The organism is Porphyromonas vaginalis (genome assembly GCF_958301595.1).
GTDB classification, from domain to species: Bacteria; Bacteroidota; Bacteroidia; order Bacteroidales; family Porphyromonadaceae; genus Porphyromonas; species Porphyromonas vaginalis.
The window spans coordinates 1,320,071-1,343,559 of the sequence record NZ_CATQJU010000001.1 but is presented as its reverse complement, the minus strand read 5'-3'; the positions used below and the strand labels follow the sequence as shown (position 1 = coordinate 1,343,559).

Sequence of the window (23,489 nt, the reverse complement as noted above, 5' to 3'; positions counted from 1 at the left end):
GTGAATAACCTCGGCTAGTTGCTGTGCTTTCTTTTGCTTCGTCAGGTAGTACTCTGCAGGGAGTCCGTATGATCCAGAGGTAGACACTTTGATAAGATCCTCTCTCTGATATGCTTTCGATAGGAAGTTACTCCGATCACTTTGGATTGTTTTCTTTTGGATTACGGGAAACTGCTCTAAGCCCTTCGATAAGTCTAAGTCTTTATAGCTTGGCACATCTCGTAGAGATGCCAAGAAGTTGCTCATCGAAGCCCTCTTCTCAGCATTATAAAAGTCTTTATCTATCTCGGAGCGTTCGAGACGTTTGAGTTCTGCATTAATCAATCCTCCTCTCATGGAGTCAACGAGGTTGAATGCTAATTTCCTAAAGTTCATAGATACTCTTGTTATTGTCGTGGGTTATACTATTTCGTTCTTATAGCTCTTTGTACATCTCCAGCGTTGCTTGCCATACATCTTCCTGCTTATAGCGAGAGGCGATCAGAGGGCGAGCATTCTGCTGGCAGTGCATGTAAAGAGCTTTATCCTCAATCATACGCTTCATAGCTTGATATAGTGCTGCTGCATCGTGAGACGGAATGATCAGACCATTCTCTCCCTCTATGATGATTTCGTTGCAACCATTGATGTCGGAAACAACGCAGGGTAGCTCCATAGCACCCGCTTGCATCACAACGTTGGGGAAGCCCTCCCGATAAGAGGGGAAGGCCAATGCATCAGCTGCGGCAAACCAAGGGCGCACATCATCTTGCCACCCTGCACAGTAGATGGCTGGGTGACTCTGTATCGTATGATAGACATCCTCAGGTAGTGGATCTAGCTCTTGCTCGAAGTCGCCAACGAGTAGCAATCGAGCATCGGGATGCTCTTGCTGCAAACGAGTGAACGCCTCCACAAGTTCACTGACACCCTTATCCCTCACGATCCGTCCCACAAAGATAAAGGTGAAGCTTTCCTCAGAGAAGCTCATCTCAGACTTAGCTTGGCTCAGCAAGCTTATAGGTATGGCACTCTTATCGTAGTATGCCAAGTCAATTCCGTTAATGTTTCCGTTGTGTAACTTTTTAAGAAGCTTCCTTGTAATATGCTCGTCACGTAGTGTCTTTGCGACCCCATCACCCTCTGGGATTACTTTGGTGCTGAGGCGACAGGTGATACGCTCCATAGTGATAAGTAACCAGCGAAAGAAGCCCTTTGCCGTTTGGAAGCGAAGTCCAGTAACCGTATAGATGCGATGTGGCACGCGACACCACCAAGCAGCAGTTATGCCAAGGAGAGATGCCTTAGGCGTATTTGCATGTACTACATCAGGTTTTTCCCCTCTGATGAGCTTGATCAACTCAAAGAGAGCTCTTACATCATTCCAAATAGAGATGGGACGTAGCAAATGAGGTACCAGTCTATGTGGCGATCCTTCCAAGAGTGCAAGATGCCTGTCTGAAAGGGATGATGGCCCTGTAGCTACGACAATGTCAATGCCATGCTCTCTTAGATAGCGATACTGACCCTTAATAAGTCCGATCGACCCTGCCGATGTAAATAGCCGTAGTAACTTCATCACTTTAATAAGGGGTTAATTGATGTTGGAGTATTTATTGTCTTATATTTCTGAGATAGCTTCAATGGCTGAAGCAAGAATAGACTGTAGAATAAGAAGGGAAAGATCATTGTCTTTTGTCGAACAGCTATTCCTAGATTAGAGTTTCCATAAGAAAGACCTAACGAGAGAATAAGAATTGACAGAATCGCAAATCCCAAGTAGTGCCAATCTGCTTCTCGACGCGTTTGACGATTGCAAAGACGTAATGCAATCGTGAGGCATAACAATACCCAAAAGACATTTTCTACAGAAGCCTCCATCATTAAGTAGTTACGGGCATCAAAAAACAATGGCCGGAAAAGGAATGATAAGACCTTCACTCCCCAAGATGCACCACTTAGATCCACACCTGCATTTGTGTCACTGTATTTTGCATCATCTCTAGTAACATACTCACTGAGCTCTTGAGCATTTAAAGAGTTTGTTACTTGCATAGCGACCTTAAAAGACAAAAAGAGTCCTACTAGAGAGACAAGTGCTAAGAGTATTTTTACACGCCAAGTATAATGTCGCTTAGAATAAAAGACAGAAAGCACATATGCCAACATAATGCCCACCGCAATATGTATTCGTATGGGTGCAATGAGAAGCATTGAGAAGAAAAAAGTCCACATCGGTTTTCTAAAGTGCCAAGTGTATAGAGCGACGCATATCAAAAAGAACAAAATAGAATCCTTTCCGATAGCACAAGTCCAGTAGTGTAGCTGTGGGAGAAAGATAAAGTAGATCCACTTCGATCTCTTTTTAGAAACAAGAACGTCCAAGATCACTCGGAACAATAAAAACCAGCCCAATAGACCTACGATAGAAAATGTAATGAAGCAACCGAGATAATTAAGCTTTAGAATATGTATTAGGGGTAAGCAAAGGAAGCAGATAAAGGAGACACTCTCCCTAATGCTAAGGATACTAATCCAAGAGCCACTATACTGATACGATACCTTATAATACATAGCACAATCACTAACGTCTATACTAACGGTGCCATTGTAGTAGTAAAAACAAGTCATCGTGAAGTGAAGTATAGAGAGTAGAAGGAATGTACTTCTATGACTTGACAGCTTCATGCATAAAAAAATCGTGACTATAAGGTAGAACAATACAGCAATAATGTCCGTCCATGAGTAGAAGGTGTAGAGGCTATTCATATAAGCTATTCTTAAGTATTAAAAGTCACCTTCTACTCGCAAAGAGCTTTGAGACATAACAAAGGAAGGTAAGCTCAACTCCCCCAGCAATAAGTATCGCAAGAGTAAACGCCCAAACAGGTAAGCGTAAAAAGTATGACACTGCAGAAAAAAGGGCTATGAGTGTGAGACTTAGAAGCTGATTCCAAAAGACCGCTTGATTCTTACCCCTGGGAATAAGTACCAAGTCAATGAAAAAGCTAGACAAGAACCAAATAAAGACCATACCAGACATAATCACGAGGACTGGATAGGCAATGTCAATTATAGGTCCATTACCCATAATGATAATGAGGGGCCAGCCTATAGCAATAATCCCTAGTGTCATAAGTAGCCCTAGAATGATTTCCTTTCTAAGGATTCGCTTTACTCGATCTACAGAGTAGTTGGTCACGATATTTGGGAATATAGCTAAGTTTAGAGACTTAGTCAGATTGAGGACGTTTTGAGTTATTCTAAAGCTGAAATCAAAAGCGGTCAACTCTTTCATGCCAAAGAGAGTCCCAATGACGATATAAATGCCAGAAGACTTAAAGATGGAGAGGAAATTAGAGAGAAATAGATGCGAGGACTCTTTAAAATAAGACAGAGTGTTCCTCAAAGAGACTAAGGAGACGATCACTTTGTCATGTACCACAAGGTAAAGAGCGGAAACAAGATACCCTAGAAAGGAGGTGATAGCAAAGACCCATGTGTATACATATATACCTCTTTCTCCTCGTACAGCTAGCAGCACTATGAAGAGCAGTATAACCTTAGATACAATTTGTATGTACAGGTATATTCGGTTGTTTTGCAGTGCTTGATAGTACCACCCTGGGATAAAGACATAGCTTACTACTAGGAGACTAAGGGCTAAATAGAGTTCTTTATAGGAGTACAGACGAGGTATCACAAGAATAAGTAGCGTATAGACGACCAGTGCCGGGATAAGCAAGTAGATCTTTGCAGAGAATATCTTAGAAACAATGGCACTCTTTTCCTTGCTATCCCCCTCTTCGTGTGCTATCGCCATATACTTCGTAGCAATCATATCAAAGCCAAATCCGACAAATACCATAAAGTAGGAGACGATAGAAAGAGCAAACGCAAACTGCCCATAATCTTCAGCTCCCACCTTTCGGATTAGAAAGGGATATATGATCAGCTGAAAACTCGAATTCAAGAACGTGATAAGGGACATGGCAATTGTATTCTCTACAATCTTCCCATGTCTTTTTGCCAACTGAATGTTTTCGGATATGAACTTCGGTAAGGTCATTTATCTACATCATTTGCAGTTGTCAAGACAGCGGACGGTGTGTCCTTCACGGAGGAAGTGCTCGCAGAGGTTGGAGCCTATGAAGCCTGCTCCGCCAGTGATTAGTAGTTTCATGTTTGTGTAAAAGATGGGGGCTGAAAAAGGATTCTCTGACATCCAAGTGCAAATGTACCTATTTCTGCGCAATCGGAAGAGGCAAAGCAGAATCGCCAACCGCTAACAGCCAACAGGCAAAAGCTAACAGCCAACAGCCAACGGCTAACAGCCAAAAGCTAACAGCCAAAAGCCAACGGCTAACGGCTAACAGCCAACCGCCAACAGCCAAAAGCTAACGGCCAACAGCTAATTTCGTACCTTTGGGGACATGATACATCTCTTAGTTTGTCATTGCTTATGCGGATCGTTCTCATAGGCTCTGGAGGCGTAGCCACCTCCCTAGCGGCTGCAGTGGCTAGCCACGCTACCGCTTCGCTCTGTGGCATCTACAGTCGTCAACTGGCGCATGCCGAGGCACTCCGTGATCGCTTTGCACTAGCCTGCCCCGTCACCGATAGTCTGCAGCAGCTCCCCACGGCGGACCTTTACCTCATCGCTGTCAGCGACCATGCCATCAGTGAGGTTGCCACAGCACTCCCGCCACTCGGCGCCTTGGTCGTCCACACCTCCGCTGTAACCCCGATTGAGTGCTTGAGCGGGCAACGCGCTTATGGCGTCTGGTACCCGTTCAACAGCTTTGCCCGGGAGGTCATCGTTCCCTTCGAGGGGCAAAAGATCCTTTACCAACTGGCCACTGACGAGGGCTTGACCACCCTCCAGCAGTGGAACGCTCTCCTGCAGGTCGAGGCACTCCCCTCGACACTCGACCAACGCCTCTGGCTACACCTCGCGGGCGTGCTGGCCTCCAACTGCACCAACCGCCTCTACACGCTCGCGCACCGTCTGCTGACGCAGGCCGACCTCCCCACAGACCTGCTCGACGGACTCATCCTGCGCACCGCCTCCAAGGCAACCACCATCGACCCTTACAGCGCGCAGACGGGTCCCGCACGCCGGCACGATCTAGAGACCATCGCTCGCCATCGGGCACTCCTCGAGCAGCGACCCGACGACTTGCAAGAGGTATCGCAAATCTACAACCTATTCACCGAAGCTATCCTAGAAGACTATCCCCTATGAGACCCTACCGCTGGATCCTTGGCTCCCAATCGCCACGTCGCAAAGAGCTCCTCGCCACACTCGGCCATCCCTTTGAGATACGTACCATCGAGGGACACAGCGAGGCCTACCCTGACACGCTTCCTCTTGAAGAGGTGCCGCTCTATCTCTCCCAGCTCAAAGCGGAGCAGCTACTACCCACACTAGAAGCTGACGAACTGCTCATCACGGCCGACACGGTTGTCCTCCTCGACGGGCAGATCCTCGGCAAGCCACATGACCTGGACGACGCTCGTCGTATGCTACACCGCCTGAGCGGTCGCCAGCATGAGGTCGTCTCGGGCGTTTCGCTCTCCACGATCGATTGGCAAATCTCCTTCTCGAGCCACACGCTGGTCACCTTCGCACAGCTTACGGACAGCGAGATAGACCACTACGTAGCGCGCTACCAACCGCTTGACAAAGCGGGCGCTTATGGCATACAGGAGTGGATCGGCTACATCGGAGTCTCGCACATCGAGGGCTCCTTCTACAACGTCATGGGGCTCCCCGTGCATCGCCTCTACCGCGTACTACAAGACGCCGACCTCTTCTCGTAAAAAAGGCCGTTGGCTGTTAGCTTTTGGCCGTTAGCTGATAGCTGTTGACTGATTTTACTGCGTCCTGCTTTCTAAGTTCATGTGCAAGTAAAAAGCGAAGTTTTTTCTCGTTTCGCAAGCTCGGTCTACTTCTCTTCGGGGGACCGCTCGTCGGGGTGGGGGCTCCCACCCCTTGCCGCGGGGCGCTCCCGGAGCGGAGACTTTCCTTTCTGAACTTGACTCGGAGGACTCGCTTCTCTTCGGGTGAACCGCTCGGCGGGGTGGGGGCTCCCACCCCTTGCCGCGGGGGCGCTCCCCGAGCGGAGACTTTCCTTCCTTGGACTAGGCTCGAAGAGCTCTCTTCGCTTCGTGGTCCAGCTCGAAGTCGCAGTCGTGCAGAACTAAAGAGAAGAGAATGTGTACGAGCTTATTGTTGACATTGTTGAGGATGACCCCGTAGGGCTTGCCTTGGGCTTTCATGCGTAGGTAGTATTGTCTTAATGTTGGGTTATGAGTTATGGCACTTCGGGCTGCTTGGGTCAAGATTCCTTTTAGCCGTCGGTTACTGTAGCCACTTGTGTTGGCTTTGTGAAAGACTGAGCTCCCAGAGCTCTCGTAGAAGGGTGCTATACCGCAGTAGCTAGCCATCTTCTTGGCATTCCAGCTCTTGAAGTTGTCGGTGTAGATGATCAGCATGACAGAGGTGATGAGGCCCACTCCTTTGCAGGAAATGAGGTGCAGGTAGTTGCGGTACATCTCCTCGTCTTCCTTGATGATTTCAAGCATTCGGCACTCGCACTTTTTGATGCTTTTGGTCAGGATGTCGATGCCCTTCTGAGCATCTCGGTAGATGAAGTTGTCGACTTTAGACTTGCTAGAGATGTGCTGTTTTTCCTTGGAACTAACCATCTTAGCCTGTCTCTCGGCAACTAGAGACTGCCTATAGAGAAAGAGGTCACGTAGGCTACGCATGTTCCCGTCCAGAGGTTTATAGAGAGTGGCTTGGGAGCGGAAGCGTAGGGCGTAGTAAGCGATCATCTCTGAGTCGGCTTTGTCGTCCTTGCCTTTGCGCAGACCCATGCTGCGCTTGATCTGCAGAGCACTTTCGCGCCAGATGTTTAGGCCGTTGCCGTAGAGCCAGTCGCAGAGTGCGCGATCGTATCCTCCTGTAGTCTCACAGCAGAAGAGCATGGTGTCGGTCTTGACTCTTCGACCAGCGTTCTTCTTACTCCAAGAGACGAGGCTCCGGAACCCCTTAGGGTTGTTTTCTACTGTAGTGTAGGCGAGCTGCTGCTCGCTGTCTGATTCAGATTCGTAGTGAATCATTGTGGCGTCTAGTTTCTCTTTGGATACATCGATGCCGATGAAAAAGTATTTCATAACTTTGTACTTGAATATTTGATAAGGCAGCTAGGCTACATTAGGCTATTACTTTAATTAGGCTCTGGGCCTCTCTTTCTAATAAGTCTCGAGTAGCTGAACTCCAGAGGGTCTCTAACAGAGCTTAGGCTCAAGGCCTCGTAGGGACGATAGATTACCCTCTGGTTGCTGTCCTTACCTTACTACAACAAAGGTAAAAACAACCCGTTCAACTGACCTATTCTCGGGTCGATTTCTTTTCACTCTGCAAACTTAAAGTAGGGACGCACGATCAGTGCGTCCGTCCCCGAACCAGCGAGACTATGCTGTAACTTTCGTTCTACAACAGACGCCATTCCACTAGACACTATCGTGCATCCGTCCCCGAACCAGCCGTGACGTGTAACGACACCATAACCTTTGACACAACAGACGCCCTCCCGCTAGATACTCTCGTGCGTCCCTACATGTCGACGTAACGGGTTAGACGTATCGTTTTGACACAACGGACGCCCTCCCACTAGATACTCTCGTGCGTCCCTACATGGTGACGTAAAGGGGACACGTATCGCCTTGATACAACGGACGCACAGATCGTGCGTCCCTACAGGGCGACGTAACGGGTTACACGTATCGTTTTGATACAACGGACGCTCGACCGTGCGTCCCTACAGGGCTCAGTAACACCAGCCAAGAGCTAACGGCCAAAAGCCAACAGCAAACGGACGCTCGACCGAGCTTCCCTACAAAGGGTTACACGTATCATCGTTACACGCGATCCGTGCCTTGTCAGCCTAAGCGTAGTAAGATGACCCACAGGTTGTGGGTACACATATATATAGATAGGAGTAGCAGCACGAGGTCCATATATCGGTAGGCCTGCCTAGGCACCACACGGTAGAGCCAGCCCAGCGCCATCGGCACTAGGAAGACCCAGTGCCCCCCGAAGATAATCGCTTCGTCTAGCCCGTAGCCACCGACGAGATGCACCGCCACATCGACCGCTAGGTAGAGCGGTATGGCCCAGGCCAAAGGGTAGCGTCGTCCAACCCAGATCATCGCGAGGAGCAGTAGCACCACGCCCCACGGAAGCAACTCCATAGCCCAGCAAGCATAGGGCGTAGGTCTCAGCACCGTCTCGCCATGCAGTTCACGCAGCTCCAGATCGCTGATGAGGAGCGGATGACCGAAGAAGTCTGGCACGAGATCGGTCGACCTTGTCTGAAAGCGTAGCAGATCGTTGACCTGAGCCGTGAGCATCGATTCCTCGGCCTCTGGTCCGCCCCCTCTCTGGTGGTAGAACCACCCCACCGCCACAACGAGTGCCAGCAGGAGGAGTGTCGGGAGAAAAACTTTGCGTGCCCGCTGCCAGAGCGACTCTTCTTTGCTCAGGAGGAGCAGCGAGAGCGGCTTGGCAAAGTTTGTCAGCGTCACGCCACCCAGCAGGAGGCTCCAGAGCGTAGCATGCCAGCCCGACAGGCGTTTCTCTTGCTTCAGCTGACCGCTCAGACAGAGGAGGGATAAGACGAGCAGCGCCATTGAGAGCGGATAGCTCTCGACCGTAAAGGAGAGCGTCATCACCGTAAAGGTGGAGAGGAGGAGCCCCGAGAGGAGCAGACTGCGTCTCGCATCGAGCTGCACCACATGCCGCAGATAACCGCAGCATCCCGCCACGGCAATAGCCATCAGGAGTGCCGAGGCGAGGAGTATGCCAACGAGTGCGCCCCCTTCGCCCAGGAGCGGTACCATTAGCGCCCTATTAATAAGGTATAGCGGCGTGATCAGCGGGTGGCTCACATCCCACGCCCCGCCCCGCGTCGTGAAGCGGAAGTAGTTGTCATACCCGAGGTAAGCACCGATAGCGTCATCCTGCGGCATCAGCAGCCCAGTGCTATAAATATAGAGTGCTAGAACGGAGAGCAATGCCCAGACACCCAGCAGGCATAGTAGCTCCACCCGCCACCGCCGTAGTAACTGCCTATTCAAAAGTCCCATAGTAATGCTTCGTACATAGTGCCAGGAAGTCACGATCACTCGCGCTGTCGCCATAGCCGTATGTTGTGACCTTTCGCCACTCCGGGAGGGCTAAGTCCAGCCGGCGCACCTTTTCGGCGCCCTTACAGTTGGGCGTGGCAAAACGTCCCGTATAGAGGCCTTCTGCCAGCTCCAGCTCCGTGGCCAGCACCAGGTCAAAGCCACGACGCCTAGCCCACGACGAGACCGCCAGATCTGTCGAAGCGGTCAGCAAGACCGTCCGATGTCCGTCACGCTGATGCTGCTCCAGCCGACGTATAGCCTCGGGGCGGAGCATCTGGTCTATCTGATCTGCAAAAGCCACTTCCCGCTGCAGGCCCTCCTCATAGCTCCAGCCACGCACCACCGTGCCAATGATGCGCTCTTTGTAGCGATCAGCCGCTCCACCGCTCAGCCGATAGGCAGCATACTGATAGAGGTAGTAAGGCAGATGCCACACGAGCGAACCGCGCGACTGCATCTGCACCAGCCACGGCAAGAGCGTGTCTCGCCGTGTGAGCGTACCATCTAGGTCAAAGATTGCTATCGTATCCACGCGCTTACCCTTTTATACCACATAGCGTAATAGCCCAAAGAGCACACCCCACACCACGACGCAGATGCCGATGATCGCATCCTGGTAGACCACCTGCGTAGGGCTCCCGCTTCGCTCCTCTACGAGTGTGATCTGAAGGTAACGCAGCAAGCCCACGAGCACTGGGAGTGCCGTCAGGTAGAGGTAGTCCCCGCCAGGCTCCGCATGCACCTCGGCCGAGAGCGTGTAGAGGAGGTAGCAGATGAGTAGGACGCCCACGATCATTGTCAGCGTATGGTCTAGGAAGGGGCGATTGTACCCCTTGATAGCTTGTCGCATCGCTACCCCACTGCGTTCGTAGAGGAGGTAGTCATCGCGTCGCTTGGCTAGGGCCAGGAAGAGCGACAGGAGCAACGTCATCACCACGAGCCACTCCGAGACCACCACCCCAGCGACGATACCGCCGAGTAGCACCCGCAGCACGAAGCCCACCGAGATAGAGACCACGTCGACCACCGCTATTCGCTTGAGCCAGTAGCTGTAGCAGACGTTGAGCAGCCAATAGCCACCCATGATCCCGAGCGTTTGACACCAGAGTGCACGAGGTAGGAGTGCCAGCGGCAGAGCCACCGCAAGGATCAGTAAGAGAGCGGCCATGGTCCACGCGACCGGTATCGAGACCGCCCCAGAGGCTATCGGGCGTAGCCGTTTCTTAGGATGCAGGCGATCACGCGCTTGATCCACGATGTCGTTGACGATGTAGATCGAGGAGGAGAGTAGCGAGAAGGCAAAAAACGCCACCACCAAGCCACCCCAGAGCGACGAGTCTAGGAGCACTCCGCCGAAGAAGGCGGGTGCTAGGACAAAGAGGTTCTTGATCCACTGATCGCAACGTAGCAGACGTGGTAAGGTAGCGAGATTCATCTGGCAGTGACGGTTGATAGGATGAGGAATGAGTCTGCACAAAGGTACTTAGAAATTAGAAGTTAGAGATTAGAGGTTAGAGATTAGAAGTTAGAGGTTAGAGCGAGACGAGTATCCCTTTGTAGGGGCGGACCTATGTGTCCGCCCGTTCTCGTCAGAGCGTTGTATGCTATGTGGGCGGACACGCAGGTCCGCCCCTACACAAACCACATCAACACGAAAAGTTCAGACATCAGACGCTGTAGCAGCAGTATTTGTAGGGACGCACGAGAGTATTGGTGGGAGGGCGAGCGTTGTGTCCGTTAGCTGTTGGCTCTTGGCTGTTAGCTCTTGACTGGTGTTACTGCGCCCCCACAGGGTATCGTCACGGCTAGCATCCCCACAAAATAGTTCTTCGTACTGCGCTGATTCCATGATATGTACGAGTTCCAAAAGTTGTTCCCCTCTTGGAACTTTTTAGTTCCAAGGGAGGAAAAATAGTTTTCCAACGGAGGAAACTAAACTTTCCAGCGTTGGAAATTTATTTTTCCAAAGGTGGAAAGTTTTTGGGAAACTGTGGGGGGCGGCACTTTTGCAACGGAGTTGCACCCAGATAGCTCTACCTTTGCCTCCGTAACAGTACATCTATATCTTATGAAGAAGAAACTAATACGTATCATACTCACAGCCCTGCTACTCATCGGGGCCTATATCGTGGAGCGCACCTGCGCGCTCCCGATGTGGCAGCTCCTCTTGGTCTACCTCGTGCCATACCTTATTATAGGGTATGACGTGCTCGGCGAGGCGGTCGAGGGCGTGGCGCATGGCGAACTCTTTGACGAGCACTTCCTCATGAGCATCGCCACCGTGGGCGCGCTCTGCATAGGCTTCCTGCCGGGAGCCGAGGCGCAGTTCCCCGAGGCGGTCTTTGTGATGCTCTTCTTCCAGCTGGGCGAGCTCTTCGAGGGGTATGCCGAGGGCAAGAGCCGTCGTGCCGTTTCCCACCTCCTCGAGATACGTCCCGACACGGCAAACGTGCTACGCGACGGTGTCGAGCAGACGGTTGCCCCTGAGGAAGTAGCCGTGGGCGAGACGATCATCATCAAGCCTGGTGAGCGGGTTCCACTGGACGGATTCGTTATCGAGGGCTCCTCAGCTCTTAACACGGTCGCACTCACGGGCGAGAGCGTACCCCGCAGCGTCACCGTCGAGGACGAGGTTATGTCTGGCTGTGTCAACCTATCGGGTCTGCTCACCGTCCGCGTTGCCAAGACTGCGGGCGACTCCACCGCCTCTAAGATCATCGAGATGGTCGAGCATGCCACCGATCATAAGTCACGGAGCGAGACGTTCATACGTCGCTTCGCCCGTGTCTACACGCCCGTCGTAGTGATTGTCGCTCTCCTGCTCGCCTTCATTCCACCCCTCCTGACAGGAAGCTTCACCGAGCACTTCGCCACCTGGCTTTACAGGGCACTGACCTTCCTAGTCATCTCCTGTCCCTGCGCTCTAGTCATCTCCATCCCGCTCTCCTTCTTTGCCGGTATCGGAGGCGCTTCACGGGCGGGTATCTTGGTCAAGGGAGCCAACTATATGGATGCTTTGGCGAAGGCACGTGCCGTCCTTTTTGACAAAACAGGCACCCTGACGAAAGGCACTTTTACCGCCAATGCGGTGCATCCGACAGCCTGCGAGGCGAACCACCTGCTACACATGGTGGCTCACGTGGAGCGTCACTCCACACACCCGATCGCTGCCTCGCTGCGTAACGCCTACCCCAACGAGCAGGACGACTGCTCTATCGAGGAGGTCGAGGAGCTTGCCGGGCGAGGCGTCAAGGCGCGTGTCAACGGCTCCGTAGTTCACGTGGGCAACGTAGCGCTCATGGAGTCTATCGGTGCTCAGTGGCAACCCTGCGACCATGCGGGTACTATCGTGCATGCGGCTATCGACGGCAACTATGCGGGACATATTGTCGTCTCGGACACGATCAAGGAGGAGTCTAGCCAGACGATCGAGGAGTTGAGCCGTCTAGGCATCCGCCAGCTGGTTATGCTCACAGGCGACCACGTGGAGGTAGCTCGTGAGGTAGCACAGCAGGTGGGCATCACCGAGTACTACGCGGATCTGCTGCCTGCGGACAAGCTGGCACGCCTCGTGACGATCCTCGAGCAGCCGGCCCGAGGCACCGTTCTCTTCGTAGGCGATGGTATCAACGATGCGCCTGTCCTAGCGCGTGCCGATGTGGGTATCGCCATGGGTGGACTAGGCTCTGATGCTGCCATAGAGGCGGCCGACGTGGTCATCATGGACGACAATACGCTCAAGATCGCTACTGCCATACGCATCGCACGACACACGGTCAACATTGCCCTTCAGAACGCTTGGTTTGCCATAGGTATCAAGGTATTGGTACTGCTCCTGGCTCTGCTCGGTGTAGCCACTATGTGGATGGCCGTCTTCGCCGATGTAGGCGTGACCGTCCTCGCCGTGCTCAACGCGATGCGCGCCTTACGACCAGTCAAGTAAGCCGAGCTTCGTCTCACTCCTAAGACTGAATAGCCCGCTGCCAGGATGCACGACGAGTGCGCTCCTGCAGCGGGCTTCGTGCTTTCTAGAGGACCGATCGTTATAGAACTCACATGGTTTAGATCAGTGATTTTTGGTTTACTCGATTATTTGTCGTATCTTCGTTGCGAGATCACTAGAGGAGTGCGTAGCCTCTTTTAAATACATACACAGTGTTCTTCCCCACTCCTTAGCGAACGTGAGAGTTTACGAAACGCAAAACCGTTACGACCGTAGGTTGTTAGAAATGTGTACCCTCGACTCTCAGCCGAATCCACTTCTCGCCCAGAGTGCTTGAGACGAGCCCTCTCCGAGAAATGCTATACAGCCCCAGAGCTAGATACATAGCCCCTCTCACCTCCGTTGGCTTGATAGGCTTCAAGAGACTATGCGAGTCGCTTGAAGCATCCTAAGAAAAAAACAGTTTGTCTATGAGAAACCTTTATAAGACTTTGCTCGTATGCCTGCTCCTCACGCTCGCTGGTCATCTGTCAGCGCAGCAAGTAGGTGCCAAGGTCAATACGCTATACCTAGCCACCTCGACACTCAATGCGGGTGTGGACTTTCGCATCGCTTCGCAGTGGAGCGGTTCGATCCTCGTGGGGTACAACCCATGGCAATTCCCCAGTGACCGTCAAGTAACACTCTCCAATGGGGCTCAGGTCAATGCTAACCCTAAGGCGATGCACCTACTGGTCATGCCCGAGGTCAAGTGGTGGCCCTGCAAAACCTTCGAGCGGCACTTCATCGGCCTGCATGGGATCTATGCTACCTACAACGTGGGTGGGCTACCTCTCCCCGAGCAGCTGAAGGATCGTCGCTATGATGGTGACCTCGTGGGGGTGGGTCTCTCGTGGGGCTACCAGTGGGCGTTTGCTAAGCGATGGGGCGTAGAGCTATCTCTCGGTGCTGGCTACGTCTACACACGCTACAAGCAGTATGAGTGCGGTGCCTGTGGCACCCTACAGTCTCAGGGCAGCAAAGGGTCCTTTGCTCCTACCAAGGCTGCTCTCAACATTATCTACTACCTGAAGTAATACACGCCCTATGAAGACATTTACGACCTATATAATAAGTTGTCTCAGCTCTCTGCTACTCGTCGCTACCCTATCGTCTGTGACGCTGACAGCGCAGAGTGGCTTCCGGACCGATGCAATACAGTATGAGAGCCTGCAGGTGCGTAACCACGCTGGAGTCCTCTCAGTATCTTGTCAAATAGTCATTCCCCAAGATGCTACCCCTCGGAGCAAAGCACTCCTCATACAGCCTGTCTACAAGACGGCTCAGGCTGAAGAGATACTCCTGCCACACTTGATCCTCAATGGTAAGTGGCAGGCTCCTTACTACGAGCGCGAGGTGGCTCTCCAGAGTCACGAGGAGTATATGAATACCCGTCCTTATGGTGTCGCTACCCTCTCGGGGCAACACGATGCGGAGCCGCTCACTATCAACTATGAGGTCACGCAGGCACTCCCTAAGGGTGCTACTGGAGCGCTAGAGATGCGCTACTACGGTATGGACTGCTGCGATACTGACCCGCTGGGGCTCCTCGCCTTGACACCGGCTAAGCCTGACCGCATCACCATCACTGAGGACAATCTCTCGCCGCTCCTAGCAGCTCAAGACGAGCCAACGAAGAGACGTCAAGAGGAGATCGAGCTGCGGATCAACTACCGCTTTGATCGCTCCGAGGTTTTGCCTAACTACAGACAAAACAACGAGCAGCTGACAGCACTGAGCAACGCCTTGGCTCCTATCCTGAAAGATCCGACGAGCTACAAGGTTGTCCTCGGAAGCATCACGGGCTACGCCTCTCCCGAGGGACCAGAGCTACACAACAAGGGACTCTCCGAGCGTCGTGCTCAGAGCATCAAGCAGTACCTCATAGAGCAGTATGGCGAGACGCTCTTTGGCAATCTCCAGGTGATCGGTGCGGGTGCTGACTGGACAGGGCTACGCGAGGTGATCGGGCGCTCTACAGGTCGTGCAGACCAAGAGGATGTCTTATCCATCCTGAGCGCTGACTATACACCGGAGCGTCGTCAGGAGGAGCTGGCCAAGCTATCCACTTATGGCGACCTGCTACGCAACGTCTACCCACCCCTGCGTCGCTCTACGCTACGCCTAGAGTATGAGATGCGTGCCTTTAGCCTAGAGGAGTCCATCGAGATTATGAAGACCAGACCGAAGGATCTATCCGTCTCGGAGCTGAACCGCATAGCTGCCGCTTACGAGCAGCAGGGACGCAACGCTGACGAGGTCTACCGCATAGCAGCGACCTGCAACCCGACCAACGTCGGTGCACAGCTTAACTACAGCCGCCGGCTACTCCTAGAGGGTAAGCTCGCGGAGGCATGGCAGATACTACAGCCGCTCCAAGCGGAGCCTGCCGCATACAATAATATAGGAGTCTACTACATGCTCTCGGGCAATGAGCAGCTGGCGGAGCAATACCTGCGCCAAGCTCTTACCACGACAGACGCTGCAGTAGCTCGTCAAAATCTAGAAGCCTTCGCTCTGTAATGCAGCGTATGACTAGTATAATGAGTATAACGCAAGGGAAGCCCCCCTTCCTCTGCTTAGCTAAGCGACACTCCAGAGTGCTATACCAGAGTGCCGTGCTAGGTCTGCTACTCCTCTGCATGGGGCTACTGACCAGCTGTATACCGCAAGACCCGCGCGACATCTGCTGTAGCAAGGTCACCCTTGAGTATCGCTACGTGCGTCAGAGTGTGGACGAGTACCCTACTGAGGTGCAGCAGATGAGGCACTTCCTCTATGACGCTCACGGCAACCTACTCAAAGAGGTGTCACAGAGCTCCGCTACCCCTCAGACGCTCTCCCTCTCGGGACTGCCTGTGGGTCGCTACACGATCCTCACCGTGGGTAATGCCACTGAGGAGCACACGCTACTCGATCCTCTAGCTAGAGGAAGCAAGCTGTCTGACATGACACTCACGCTGCGCAAGCTCGCTGATGGCAACTACGCTCCGCAGGGTGACCAGCTCTTCTGGAACTATAAGACGATCGACATACAGCCAGGTGCCAACGATCACTACATCTGTGATCTCGCCAACATACATACGCACCTTTACTATAGTGTCATCTGGGAGTCTGTACCGCCCTATGCCGATGGTTACAGCGTACGCCTCTCAGAGTTGACGGAGCAGTACAGCCTCGACCCAGCGAAGTCGAACCTCCATCTGCCGATCAACGCTGAGATGCAGGTCACGCACGACTTCCCGCTACACGCGCCACAGCTCATACAGCTCGAGGAGCAGCCCAAGCTCTTTAACCACACACTAGAGGGCAGCTTCATCTCGCTACGCTATCTCAACGACCGCATCCCCACCATTCAGGTGTGGCACGGCGATGAGGCAATCACCAAGCCGATAGACTTGACACGCGCCTTCCGCTCCTTTGGTTGGATACCAGACCAGAGACCCGAGCAGATCTACCGCATCTTGCTACGCATCAATGATGATGGTAGCGTCACCCTATTCCCCTATTTCAAGGGAACCATCGCAGACTGGGTGCCTGGTGGCACAGTCACGCAGTAACTGCACACAATCAATTAGTATATAACGAAATCAATAACAAACTAGAGTATGAAAAAGACAATTGCAATCGTGCCTCTACTCTTACTCGCCTCGATGCTCACACTGCTCGTAGGCTGTAATAGGAGTACGGGTGCCGAAGAGCCAACCCTCACAGAGGGCAAGCACTCGCTCACCTTCACGCTGCAGATGCCGCAAGGAGAGCCTGTCACCTACCGCTCAGCTATCCATGATCAGCCTGAGTGGACCGTCAAGTCACTAACCATGTATCAGTTCAACGCTGACGGCTCCAAGCTCCTCAGCATTGACCAGATTGACATGTTAAAGCTCCAGCAGACGGGCGATGCCGAGTATAGCTATACGAAAGACTTCGACCCAGACAAGGTTGGTACCACCAGCCGCTTCCTCTTTGTCGCCAACGATGAAATAGATGGCGTCACTGAGGGCATGAGCCGTGCCGACTTTGAGAAGCTCCTGATGACCAAGCAGCTTAATGAGAACGGTACCTCAAAGGACATCCTCACAGGCACCGACCCCGACTACACCATCCCTATGTCTGGCGTAGCTAAGCAAGGCAATACCGAGCTGATCGCCCTAACGGGTACCAACAAGGGAACCACAGTCGTCCTGACTCGTGCCGTAGCCCGTGTCGATGTGTCGAACCACGTGCCCAACCTAACCATCACCAAGATCTACGTCGAGAACACCTACGACCGCACCACTACCTTCCCCACGAAGAATGCGGCTGGTGAGCCAACCTATCAGGCTCCCGCTGATGCGCAGAAGGTAAAGATGAGCGCAGGCTTTGCCGACCTTCCCAACCCCTTCACTGGTATCGCAGGTGCTGAGGGTAAGGAACTCAAGAAAGCCTTTTACCTCTACGAGGGTCCCCAGCCCGAGAATGAGGCTGACAAGGCAAATGCCACGACAATCGTTGTCGAGGGCAAGCTCGTCAATGGCAAAGAGGTCAAGTACCTCATTCCCTTCACTCGCACGAGTGCCACCTACACGCCTGTCAATATCAAGAGAAACTATCTCTACCGAATCATCCTCGGTGACAACACGCCACTCGAGCCAGATAGCAAGTTAGTCTTCTCCATTGAGGATACACCGTGGAATGCAGTTCACCTCAATCACTATATGCCCGTCTTAGATGTAGTGATGGTTAGAACTATTGAGTGTGAATTTTTCAAGTATGATTATCTCAATCATACATTCTACACAAGCAAGCCAAGACATTTTGACTTCGAGCTCAGCAATCGCTTTAAGAATCACACGAAATACACCATTAAGCCTCTTAATGCAGATGCAGAGAACACGCCTCACGAGCTAAAGAAAGACATTCTCGACATTGAGCGACTATTTGTGGTTGACTTTGAGAAAGCGGCTGAGAGCGCATCTTTTGACAAGCGCACTGCGGTATATGAGATAACCAGTGATGCTGCACCAGAGATCAAGTGTATACTCACTGTCGTATATGACAAGGACTATGTAAACACGGCATATAAGAAGTAATATAATGAAACACACAATAAACTATATAGTAGCCCTCCTAGCACTATCACTCGCCCTAATCTCTTGTAGTAGAGAAGCTGGACTTAAGATGGACGAGGGCGCAGGCAATACCGTACGATTCAGCATTGAGTCTTCACTCCGTGCTGTCGGTAACGAAAATGCGACACGTCCCACGCCAGCACTAGATCGTGAGCGCAAGATAGAGAGCCTCTATGCGGTCGTCTATAGGACTTCCTCTGGTCTGCACTACAAGACCATCAAGTGTACAGACAAAGGCGGAGGTCAGTTTGAGTTTGACAATGAGAAGAGTGGCGAGTTTTACTTCTTCCTCGTTGCCAACCCTAACGATGCACTTGTAGCCAAACTGATGGAGGGGCCCTCTACCCCCGATGATCTAGGGATGCTCGTTGCTACTCAGACTCCTGGTGAGAACAATCAAGCAACAAACTTCCTCATGACATCAGAGCGTCAGAACGTGACCGTCAAGTCAAAGGAGTCTACCAACCTAGGTCCGATCAAGCTGGTTCGTGTCGCTGCCCGCTTTGATATCTACAACAATATTGAAGGCTTGAAGATTACGAAGGTAACCTTTGGCAAGCGCCGTGTCCAGTCTCACCTCTTCGCTCAGGTTGGCAAGATGGACGGCATTGAGGCTACGGAGAATGAAAAGATATACGATGGTTCACTCTTTAAGGAGAATACTCTCGCAGCAACCATCTACGGCTATGAAACTGACGTGCGCAATGAAACCTTCTTTACCATTGAGGCTACTTACAATGGTATAGAACTTAAGCCTGAGACGGTACGTCTAGAGAACTTCGTCATCAAGCGCAACCACCTCTACAACATCATCCTGCTACATGATATTAGCGGTTCGCACGAGCCCGAAGATCCAACGATGAAGTTTGGCCAGTTCCAGTACACCGTCAAGGTGGTCGACTGGAATGACAGCGAGCTGGGTATCAACTACTCAGAAGACAACATCCTCAGACCCTTCTACGTAGACTTCTCAGCTCAGATCTCCAATGCTCCCTACATGACGCCCTACCTAATCAACTCTCCCGAAGATGTCTACACGACAACTAAAGGAGCCAGTGAGGTAACCATCACTGTAGGAGGATACATTGAGCCAGGCACACTAGCTTTTGCAGAGGGTTTTGACAACACGATCAATGCTACACTTACAGATCTAGGTAATCCAACGACAGATCCTAAGACGGGCAAGATATCACACAGCTACAAGCTCTCAATACCAGCTATGGACGATTATGTCCCCGTACTCAAAGGGAATAAGCTCGCTCTGCCTGGCTTTGAGGAGATTCCTCTCGTCGCTAAGAACTACTCTGGGGCTACCATCAAGAACTTGACCGTCAAGCATGGTCGCTTTAAGATGCCTCTAGAGTATGTCTCCGAGCATTACCTAGCGCCTCATACCGAAGGCGAGGAGTTTAAGTTCGCCACGGATGAGACCGACATCAAAAATGTGGGATACTTTAAGACCCTAGAATTTGCTCAGAAGAACGCTGACCTTACAGTAGCGGGAGAGAAGTATCATATTCCTTACCATTACTACGAGCTTTGTAGCTTATTCCCATTCCGCAATACCAAACCAGGTCTTACGACATATAGTGTTGGTAAGAACTCAGGGCCTGTAGATAATGCCGTAGAGTATATGTCACTGCCCTGCTGGGCTGTAGCCTTGCAAGGAGCTGATGCTGCAATTGTTACTGTCAAGTCAGACTATCGAACGGACAAAGCAAACAACGTATCCTATGGACTACGCTTTAAGTCTTCCAACAAGGGATATAAGCAACTGCTTGTTATGGCATATCGATATCAGTGGATAGGCGACTTCAAGCCAAATATCAATGGTAAGGTCTCCTCTTACTACAAGGTCACAAGCCGCTATCTAGGTGCTAACTGGAATGGAACTATAAAAGAAATCGCAAACGAGGACTTTTGGAACGCCAATACAGAGCAAGATGTCACTCGCAACTTCTATGCAGTCGGCTCTATCGATGAGTACTTCGATACGACCCCCCAAGACAAGTATCGGGACGTAAACAATCTGAGCTACTTCTTTGGACGTGTTTTCTTTGATGATACACGAGACAAAAACCTAAAGCCAGGGAATAAGCGCTATGTGCATACTGCCATTCTGGGTGAAGCAGAGTGTCACTCCAACGGCTATGCAGATGCTAATCGAGGTAAGTATACTAGGGAGATAAATAGATTCTTCCCTGTACGTCTCTTCAGTGACAAGTAGTCGCCTAGATCGTTAGTCTCCGAGCGAGGCTACACGAAATAGATACAGTGAGGCGGTGTCTCCCCAGCGCGGGGTGGCACCGCCTCTGCTATATGTCGAGACCGTTGCATAAAGGCGAATCGCTGTGTTGCTTTCGGGATTCGGCTTCGGTCACATACGGATGTATGCTCCCTTCAGACCTCACCCTCAGCGCCTTGCGCTTCATCCTTTCTGCAAAGTCTGGACAATCTTGCAGGCAAGATTGTGAAACTGTTGACTTTTGCAATAGTCTCATGTCAGGAGATGCCCTCCCTAGGAGCCGCATTTCCCCCGGAAGTGCTGTTTCAAACTGATGGGAAGTTTTCGTCCCACCCCGCTTGGGAGATTTTCGTCCCTCCACAGGGATTGCTTCGTCCCGACAGTTTGCACACCCTATTCATGGCGCATAGCTTGCGACTTTTGTCTACCTTTGTAAGCGATGAGATCACTTTACCACATCGTCTTACTGCTCTGCCTCCTACTACAGGGTAGCGTGCTGGCTCTTTACGGCCAGACGACAGGTCAGCCGACCGGCGCAACGACCGACACGACGGCCGTCGCGACGCCCCGCCGCGTGGCGCTCACGGGTTACGTCTTAGATCGTGACCGTGAGCCGATCGAGTTTGCCTCGGTACGTGTCGAGGGGACGAGCATCGGCACCTGGAGCGACCTGACGGGTGCTTACCGCTTGGAGCTGACCCCGACGACCGACAGCGTGGTGGTCGCCTACAGCTCTATCGGTTATCAGACGGTGCGCCAAGTGTACCCACAGGGTATCTCACGAGACATGCACTTTAACCCGATGCTGGGTGAGAGTGCTATAGCCTTAGGTACCGTGACAGTGCGGGGCGAGGCGCGTCCGCCCAGTATGGAGCGGATTACGACTCAGACGCTCGCCATGGAGGCTTCGCCGACACGTAGCATCGAGTCGATGGTGGCGACCTATGCGGGGGTCACGCAGCACAACGAGCTGAGCACGCAGTACAATGTGCGTGGGGGTAGCTTCGATGAGAACCTTGTCTACGTCAACGGTATCGAGGTGTACCGCCCATTGCTGGTGCGCTCAGCGGAGCAAGAGGGTTTGAGCTTTGTCAATACCGATCTGGTGGAGCGGGTTTACTTTTCGGCGGGAGCTTTCGATGCGCACTATGGCGACCGGCTCTCCTCAGTACTAGACATACAGTACAAGCGCCCCACTAAGCTCGAGGGTGCTGTCACCCTCGGATTGATGAATAATAGTCTCTACGTGGGGGGCAAGCATGGGCGCTTTACCCATGTCACAGGCATCCGCACGCGTACCACGCAGCAGCTGCTCTCTAAGATGGAGACCCGCGGGGAGTACAACCCTTTCTATGCGGATGCGCAGACCTATCTGACCTACACCTTTAATGATCGCTGGCGCATCGAGGGCATCGGCTACTACTCCTGGACGCAGTACCGCTTTCGCCCGCAGCAGCGTGAGACGACTGTCGGCTCCCTGCAAAACGCTAAGCACTTTACCGTCTACTTCGACGGACAGGAGCGGGATCGCTTCTCCACCCTTTTTGGAGCCTTGATGCTACACTGGCGTCCCAGCAGTCGAGGCGCGCACAGGCTAGATCTGAGCCTCTACAACAGCAATGAGCGGGAGAGCTACGACATAACGGGTGCTTACTATCTGCAGAAGGAGGCTGACCCAACGACTGGATCGGATAAGCAGGAGCTCCTCGCCACAGGTGTCAACCATGAGCATGCCCGCAACCTACTCCGCTACTCAGTCGCGGCTCTCGCTTATAGTGGCAATCAGCGTCTCAGCGAGACGCATCGCCTCATGTGGGGTGCGGAGCTACGAGGCGAGCAGATAGCGGACTACATCTCTGAGTGGGTCAAGCTCGACTCGGCTGGCTATAACCTGCCGCGCGACCCCGATCTGATCAAGATGCAGAGCAATCTCTACTCCAACGTCTCGCTACGCTCGGCACGTGCCTCGCTCTACCTGCAAGATGAGATGCAGTGGCAGACGCCCTCGGGAAGCTATCACCTGACGGCTGGCGTGCGGGGAAGCTTTTGGTCGTTCAATAAGAAGGCGGACTTCTCGCCTCGTCTAGTCGCTTCGTGGCGACCGAAGGAGCTATCCGACCTCTTGGTGAGAGCAGCTGGAGGACTTTACTACCAGAGTCCCTTTTACAAGGAGATACGTATCATCGAGGCTGACGCTATGGGCAATCAGTCGGTACTGCTCAATGATCAGGTGCGTTCGCAAGGATCGGCACAAGCCTTGGTCGGTGTGGACTACAACTTCCTCGTGGCGGATCGCAAGTTTCGCCTCACTGCCGAGGGCTACTACAAGCATCTCTTTCGCATCAATCCCTACTATGTGGACAATGTCAAGCAGCGTTACCTAGGTCAAAACCTGGGCACCGGCTACATCGTGGGGCTAGATGTCAAGCTCTTTGGAGAGTTTGTCCCAGACGTAGACTCGTGGCTTACCGCCTCGCTGATGCGTGGCCGGCAGACCATCGAGGGTTATGGCGAGATGCCACTACCACACGTGCCAGACTACAACTTGTCGCTCTTCTTCCAGGACTACTTCCCCGGCTACAAGCGTATCACGCTCAGCTTGCGCGGCGTGCTAACGGGAGGACTTCCTCAGCTCAATGCTGCCGAGGGCTTTGGTCGTCCCCTCTTCCGTGGCAAGCCTTACAAGCGTGTCGACATCGGTATGCAGTACACGCTGTGGGATCGTGCTGAGGCAAAGCCCGGTGCGTGGCGCTGGCTACAAGCACTTAGCAAGGTTTCGATCGGGGTGAATGTCTTCAACCTCTTTGACATGACCAACATCGGCTCTTACTACTGGCTCTCGGACGCTTACCGCAACCAGTACGCCGTACCCAACTACCTGACGGGACGCCAGTACGACGCCTCGCTCATCGTCCGCTTCTAATTCGCTGGGGAATAACGGGACGAGGTAGCAATCTCCCGAGTGACCCTTTGT

General features: G+C 52.5%; 16 protein-coding genes and 1 pseudogene. 9 read left to right on the top strand and 8 right to left on the bottom strand.

Annotated elements, in window-relative coordinates; genetic code table 11:
- Nucleotides 1-415: 415 nt before the first annotated feature.
- The 4 genes and pseudogenes from Q2J34_RS05330 to Q2J34_RS05315 all read right to left on the bottom strand — a co-directional run.
- Nucleotides 416-1,558 carry a glycosyltransferase family 4 protein gene (locus Q2J34_RS05330; RefSeq protein WP_298888364.1) on the bottom strand — a complete coding sequence of 381 codons (1,143 nt, stop codon included), beginning with the start codon at nucleotides 1,556-1,558 and terminating at the stop codon, nucleotides 416-418.
- On the bottom strand, nucleotides 1,558-2,034 hold the full coding sequence (locus Q2J34_RS05325) for a hypothetical protein (protein ID WP_298887656.1): 477 nt from the start codon (nucleotides 2,032-2,034) through the stop codon (nucleotides 1,558-1,560). Before Q2J34_RS05325 ends, Q2J34_RS05330 begins: the two co-directional genes overlap by 1 nt.
- 739 nt (nucleotides 2,035-2,773) lie before the next feature.
- A complete protein-coding gene (locus Q2J34_RS05320) occupies nucleotides 2,774-4,048 on the bottom strand; it encodes an oligosaccharide flippase family protein (protein ID WP_300969478.1) in 1,275 nt (424 codons plus the stop codon).
- An 18-nt stretch (nucleotides 4,049-4,066) separates the two neighbouring features.
- Nucleotides 4,067-4,162, bottom strand: a pseudogene (locus tag Q2J34_RS05315) (NAD-dependent epimerase/dehydratase family protein); the annotation flags it as partial.
- Nucleotides 4,163-4,441: 279 nt separating this feature from the next.
- On the opposite strand from Q2J34_RS05315, the gene Q2J34_RS05310 reads away from it, so the two are divergent.
- Nucleotides 4,442-5,224 carry a Rossmann-like and DUF2520 domain-containing protein gene (locus Q2J34_RS05310; protein WP_298887651.1) on the top strand — a complete coding sequence of 261 codons (783 nt, stop codon included), beginning with the start codon at nucleotides 4,442-4,444 and terminating at the stop codon, nucleotides 5,222-5,224.
- Nucleotides 5,221-5,802, top strand: a complete 582-nt coding sequence (locus tag Q2J34_RS05305; RefSeq protein ID WP_298887649.1) for a Maf family nucleotide pyrophosphatase — start codon at nucleotides 5,221-5,223, stop codon at nucleotides 5,800-5,802. The genes Q2J34_RS05310 and Q2J34_RS05305 overlap by 4 nt, the downstream gene beginning before the upstream one ends.
- 321 nt (nucleotides 5,803-6,123) lie before the next feature.
- Here Q2J34_RS05305 and Q2J34_RS05300 read toward each other — a convergent pair whose 3' ends face one another.
- The 4 genes from Q2J34_RS05300 to Q2J34_RS05285 all read right to left on the bottom strand — a co-directional run bounded on the left by Q2J34_RS05300 (nucleotide 6,124) and on the right by Q2J34_RS05285 (nucleotide 10,654).
- Nucleotides 6,124-7,161, bottom strand: coding sequence for an IS110 family RNA-guided transposase (locus Q2J34_RS05300; RefSeq protein WP_300969477.1), 1,038 nt, complete (start codon nucleotides 7,159-7,161; stop codon nucleotides 6,124-6,126).
- 768 nt (nucleotides 7,162-7,929) lie between these two features.
- Nucleotides 7,930-9,135 (bottom strand): DUF6080 domain-containing protein, encoded by a 1,206-nt coding sequence (locus tag Q2J34_RS05295; RefSeq protein ID WP_298889575.1) that lies wholly within the window; start codon nucleotides 9,133-9,135, stop codon nucleotides 7,930-7,932.
- Nucleotides 9,119-9,709: an HAD-IB family hydrolase gene (locus tag Q2J34_RS05290; protein WP_298889573.1), complete on the bottom strand. Its 591-nt coding sequence runs from the start codon at nucleotides 9,707-9,709 to the stop codon at nucleotides 9,119-9,121. Before Q2J34_RS05290 ends, Q2J34_RS05295 begins: the two co-directional genes overlap by 17 nt.
- Before the next feature lie 12 nt (nucleotides 9,710-9,721).
- Nucleotides 9,722-10,654: a decaprenyl-phosphate phosphoribosyltransferase gene (locus Q2J34_RS05285; protein WP_300969476.1), complete on the bottom strand. Its 933-nt coding sequence runs from the start codon at nucleotides 10,652-10,654 to the stop codon at nucleotides 9,722-9,724.
- A 591-nt stretch (nucleotides 10,655-11,245) separates the two neighbouring features.
- Here Q2J34_RS05285 and Q2J34_RS05280 point away from each other — a divergent pair.
- From Q2J34_RS05280 to Q2J34_RS05250, 7 genes are all read left to right on the top strand, one after another.
- Entirely contained in the window at nucleotides 11,246-13,120 is a 1,875-nt protein-coding gene (locus Q2J34_RS05280; RefSeq protein WP_300969475.1) for a heavy metal translocating P-type ATPase, read from the top strand.
- Between the two features lie 470 nt (nucleotides 13,121-13,590).
- Nucleotides 13,591-14,196 (top strand): DUF3575 domain-containing protein, encoded by a 606-nt coding sequence (locus Q2J34_RS05275; RefSeq protein WP_300969474.1) that lies wholly within the window; start codon nucleotides 13,591-13,593, stop codon nucleotides 14,194-14,196.
- A 10-nt stretch (nucleotides 14,197-14,206) separates the two neighbouring features.
- Complete coding sequence (locus Q2J34_RS05270) at nucleotides 14,207-15,682, top strand: hypothetical protein (protein WP_300969473.1); 1,476 nt, start codon at nucleotides 14,207-14,209, stop codon at nucleotides 15,680-15,682.
- A gap of 8 nt (nucleotides 15,683-15,690) precedes the next feature.
- Nucleotides 15,691-16,719: a FimB/Mfa2 family fimbrial subunit gene (locus tag Q2J34_RS05265; RefSeq protein ID WP_300969472.1), complete on the top strand. Its 1,029-nt coding sequence runs from the start codon at nucleotides 15,691-15,693 to the stop codon at nucleotides 16,717-16,719.
- Nucleotides 16,720-16,767: 48 nt separating this feature from the next.
- Entirely contained in the window at nucleotides 16,768-18,231 is a 1,464-nt protein-coding gene (locus tag Q2J34_RS05260; protein ID WP_300969471.1) for a hypothetical protein, read from the top strand.
- Nucleotides 18,232-18,235: 4 nt separating this feature from the next.
- A complete protein-coding gene (locus Q2J34_RS05255; protein ID WP_300969470.1) occupies nucleotides 18,236-20,497 on the top strand; it encodes a fimbrial protein in 2,262 nt (753 codons plus the stop codon).
- A gap of 457 nt (nucleotides 20,498-20,954) precedes the next feature.
- On the top strand, nucleotides 20,955-23,438 hold the full coding sequence (locus Q2J34_RS05250) for a TonB-dependent receptor (protein ID WP_300969469.1): 2,484 nt from the start codon (nucleotides 20,955-20,957) through the stop codon (nucleotides 23,436-23,438).
- Nucleotides 23,439-23,489 lie beyond the last annotated feature (51 nt).

Bases quoted from the DNA above. Each gene is read 5' to 3' on its own strand.
- Q2J34_RS05330 (WP_298888364.1), bottom strand. From the start codon at position 1,558: ATGAAGTTACTACGGCTATTTACATCGGCAGGGTCGATCGGACTTATT.
- Q2J34_RS05325 (WP_298887656.1), bottom strand. From the start codon at position 2,034: ATGCAAGTAACAAACTCTTTAAATGCTCAAGAGCTCAGTGAGTATGTT.
- Q2J34_RS05320 (WP_300969478.1), bottom strand. From the start codon at position 4,048: ATGACCTTACCGAAGTTCATATCCGAAAACATTCAGTTGGCAAAAAGA.
- Q2J34_RS05310 (WP_298887651.1), top strand. From the start codon at position 4,442: ATGCGGATCGTTCTCATAGGCTCTGGAGGCGTAGCCACCTCCCTAGCG.
- Q2J34_RS05305 (WP_298887649.1), top strand. From the start codon at position 5,221: ATGAGACCCTACCGCTGGATCCTTGGCTCCCAATCGCCACGTCGCAAA.
- Q2J34_RS05300 (WP_300969477.1), bottom strand. From the start codon at position 7,161: ATGAAATACTTTTTCATCGGCATCGATGTATCCAAAGAGAAACTAGAC.
- Q2J34_RS05295 (WP_298889575.1), bottom strand. From the start codon at position 9,135: ATGGGACTTTTGAATAGGCAGTTACTACGGCGGTGGCGGGTGGAGCTA.
- Q2J34_RS05280 (WP_300969475.1), top strand. From the start codon at position 11,246: ATGAAGAAGAAACTAATACGTATCATACTCACAGCCCTGCTACTCATC.
- Q2J34_RS05275 (WP_300969474.1), top strand. From the start codon at position 13,591: ATGAGAAACCTTTATAAGACTTTGCTCGTATGCCTGCTCCTCACGCTC.
- Q2J34_RS05270 (WP_300969473.1), top strand. From the start codon at position 14,207: ATGAAGACATTTACGACCTATATAATAAGTTGTCTCAGCTCTCTGCTA.
- Q2J34_RS05265 (WP_300969472.1), top strand. From the start codon at position 15,691: ATGACTAGTATAATGAGTATAACGCAAGGGAAGCCCCCCTTCCTCTGC.
- Q2J34_RS05260 (WP_300969471.1), top strand. From the start codon at position 16,768: ATGAAAAAGACAATTGCAATCGTGCCTCTACTCTTACTCGCCTCGATG.
- Q2J34_RS05255 (WP_300969470.1), top strand. From the start codon at position 18,236: ATGAAACACACAATAAACTATATAGTAGCCCTCCTAGCACTATCACTC.
- Q2J34_RS05250 (WP_300969469.1), top strand. From the start codon at position 20,955: ATGAGATCACTTTACCACATCGTCTTACTGCTCTGCCTCCTACTACAG.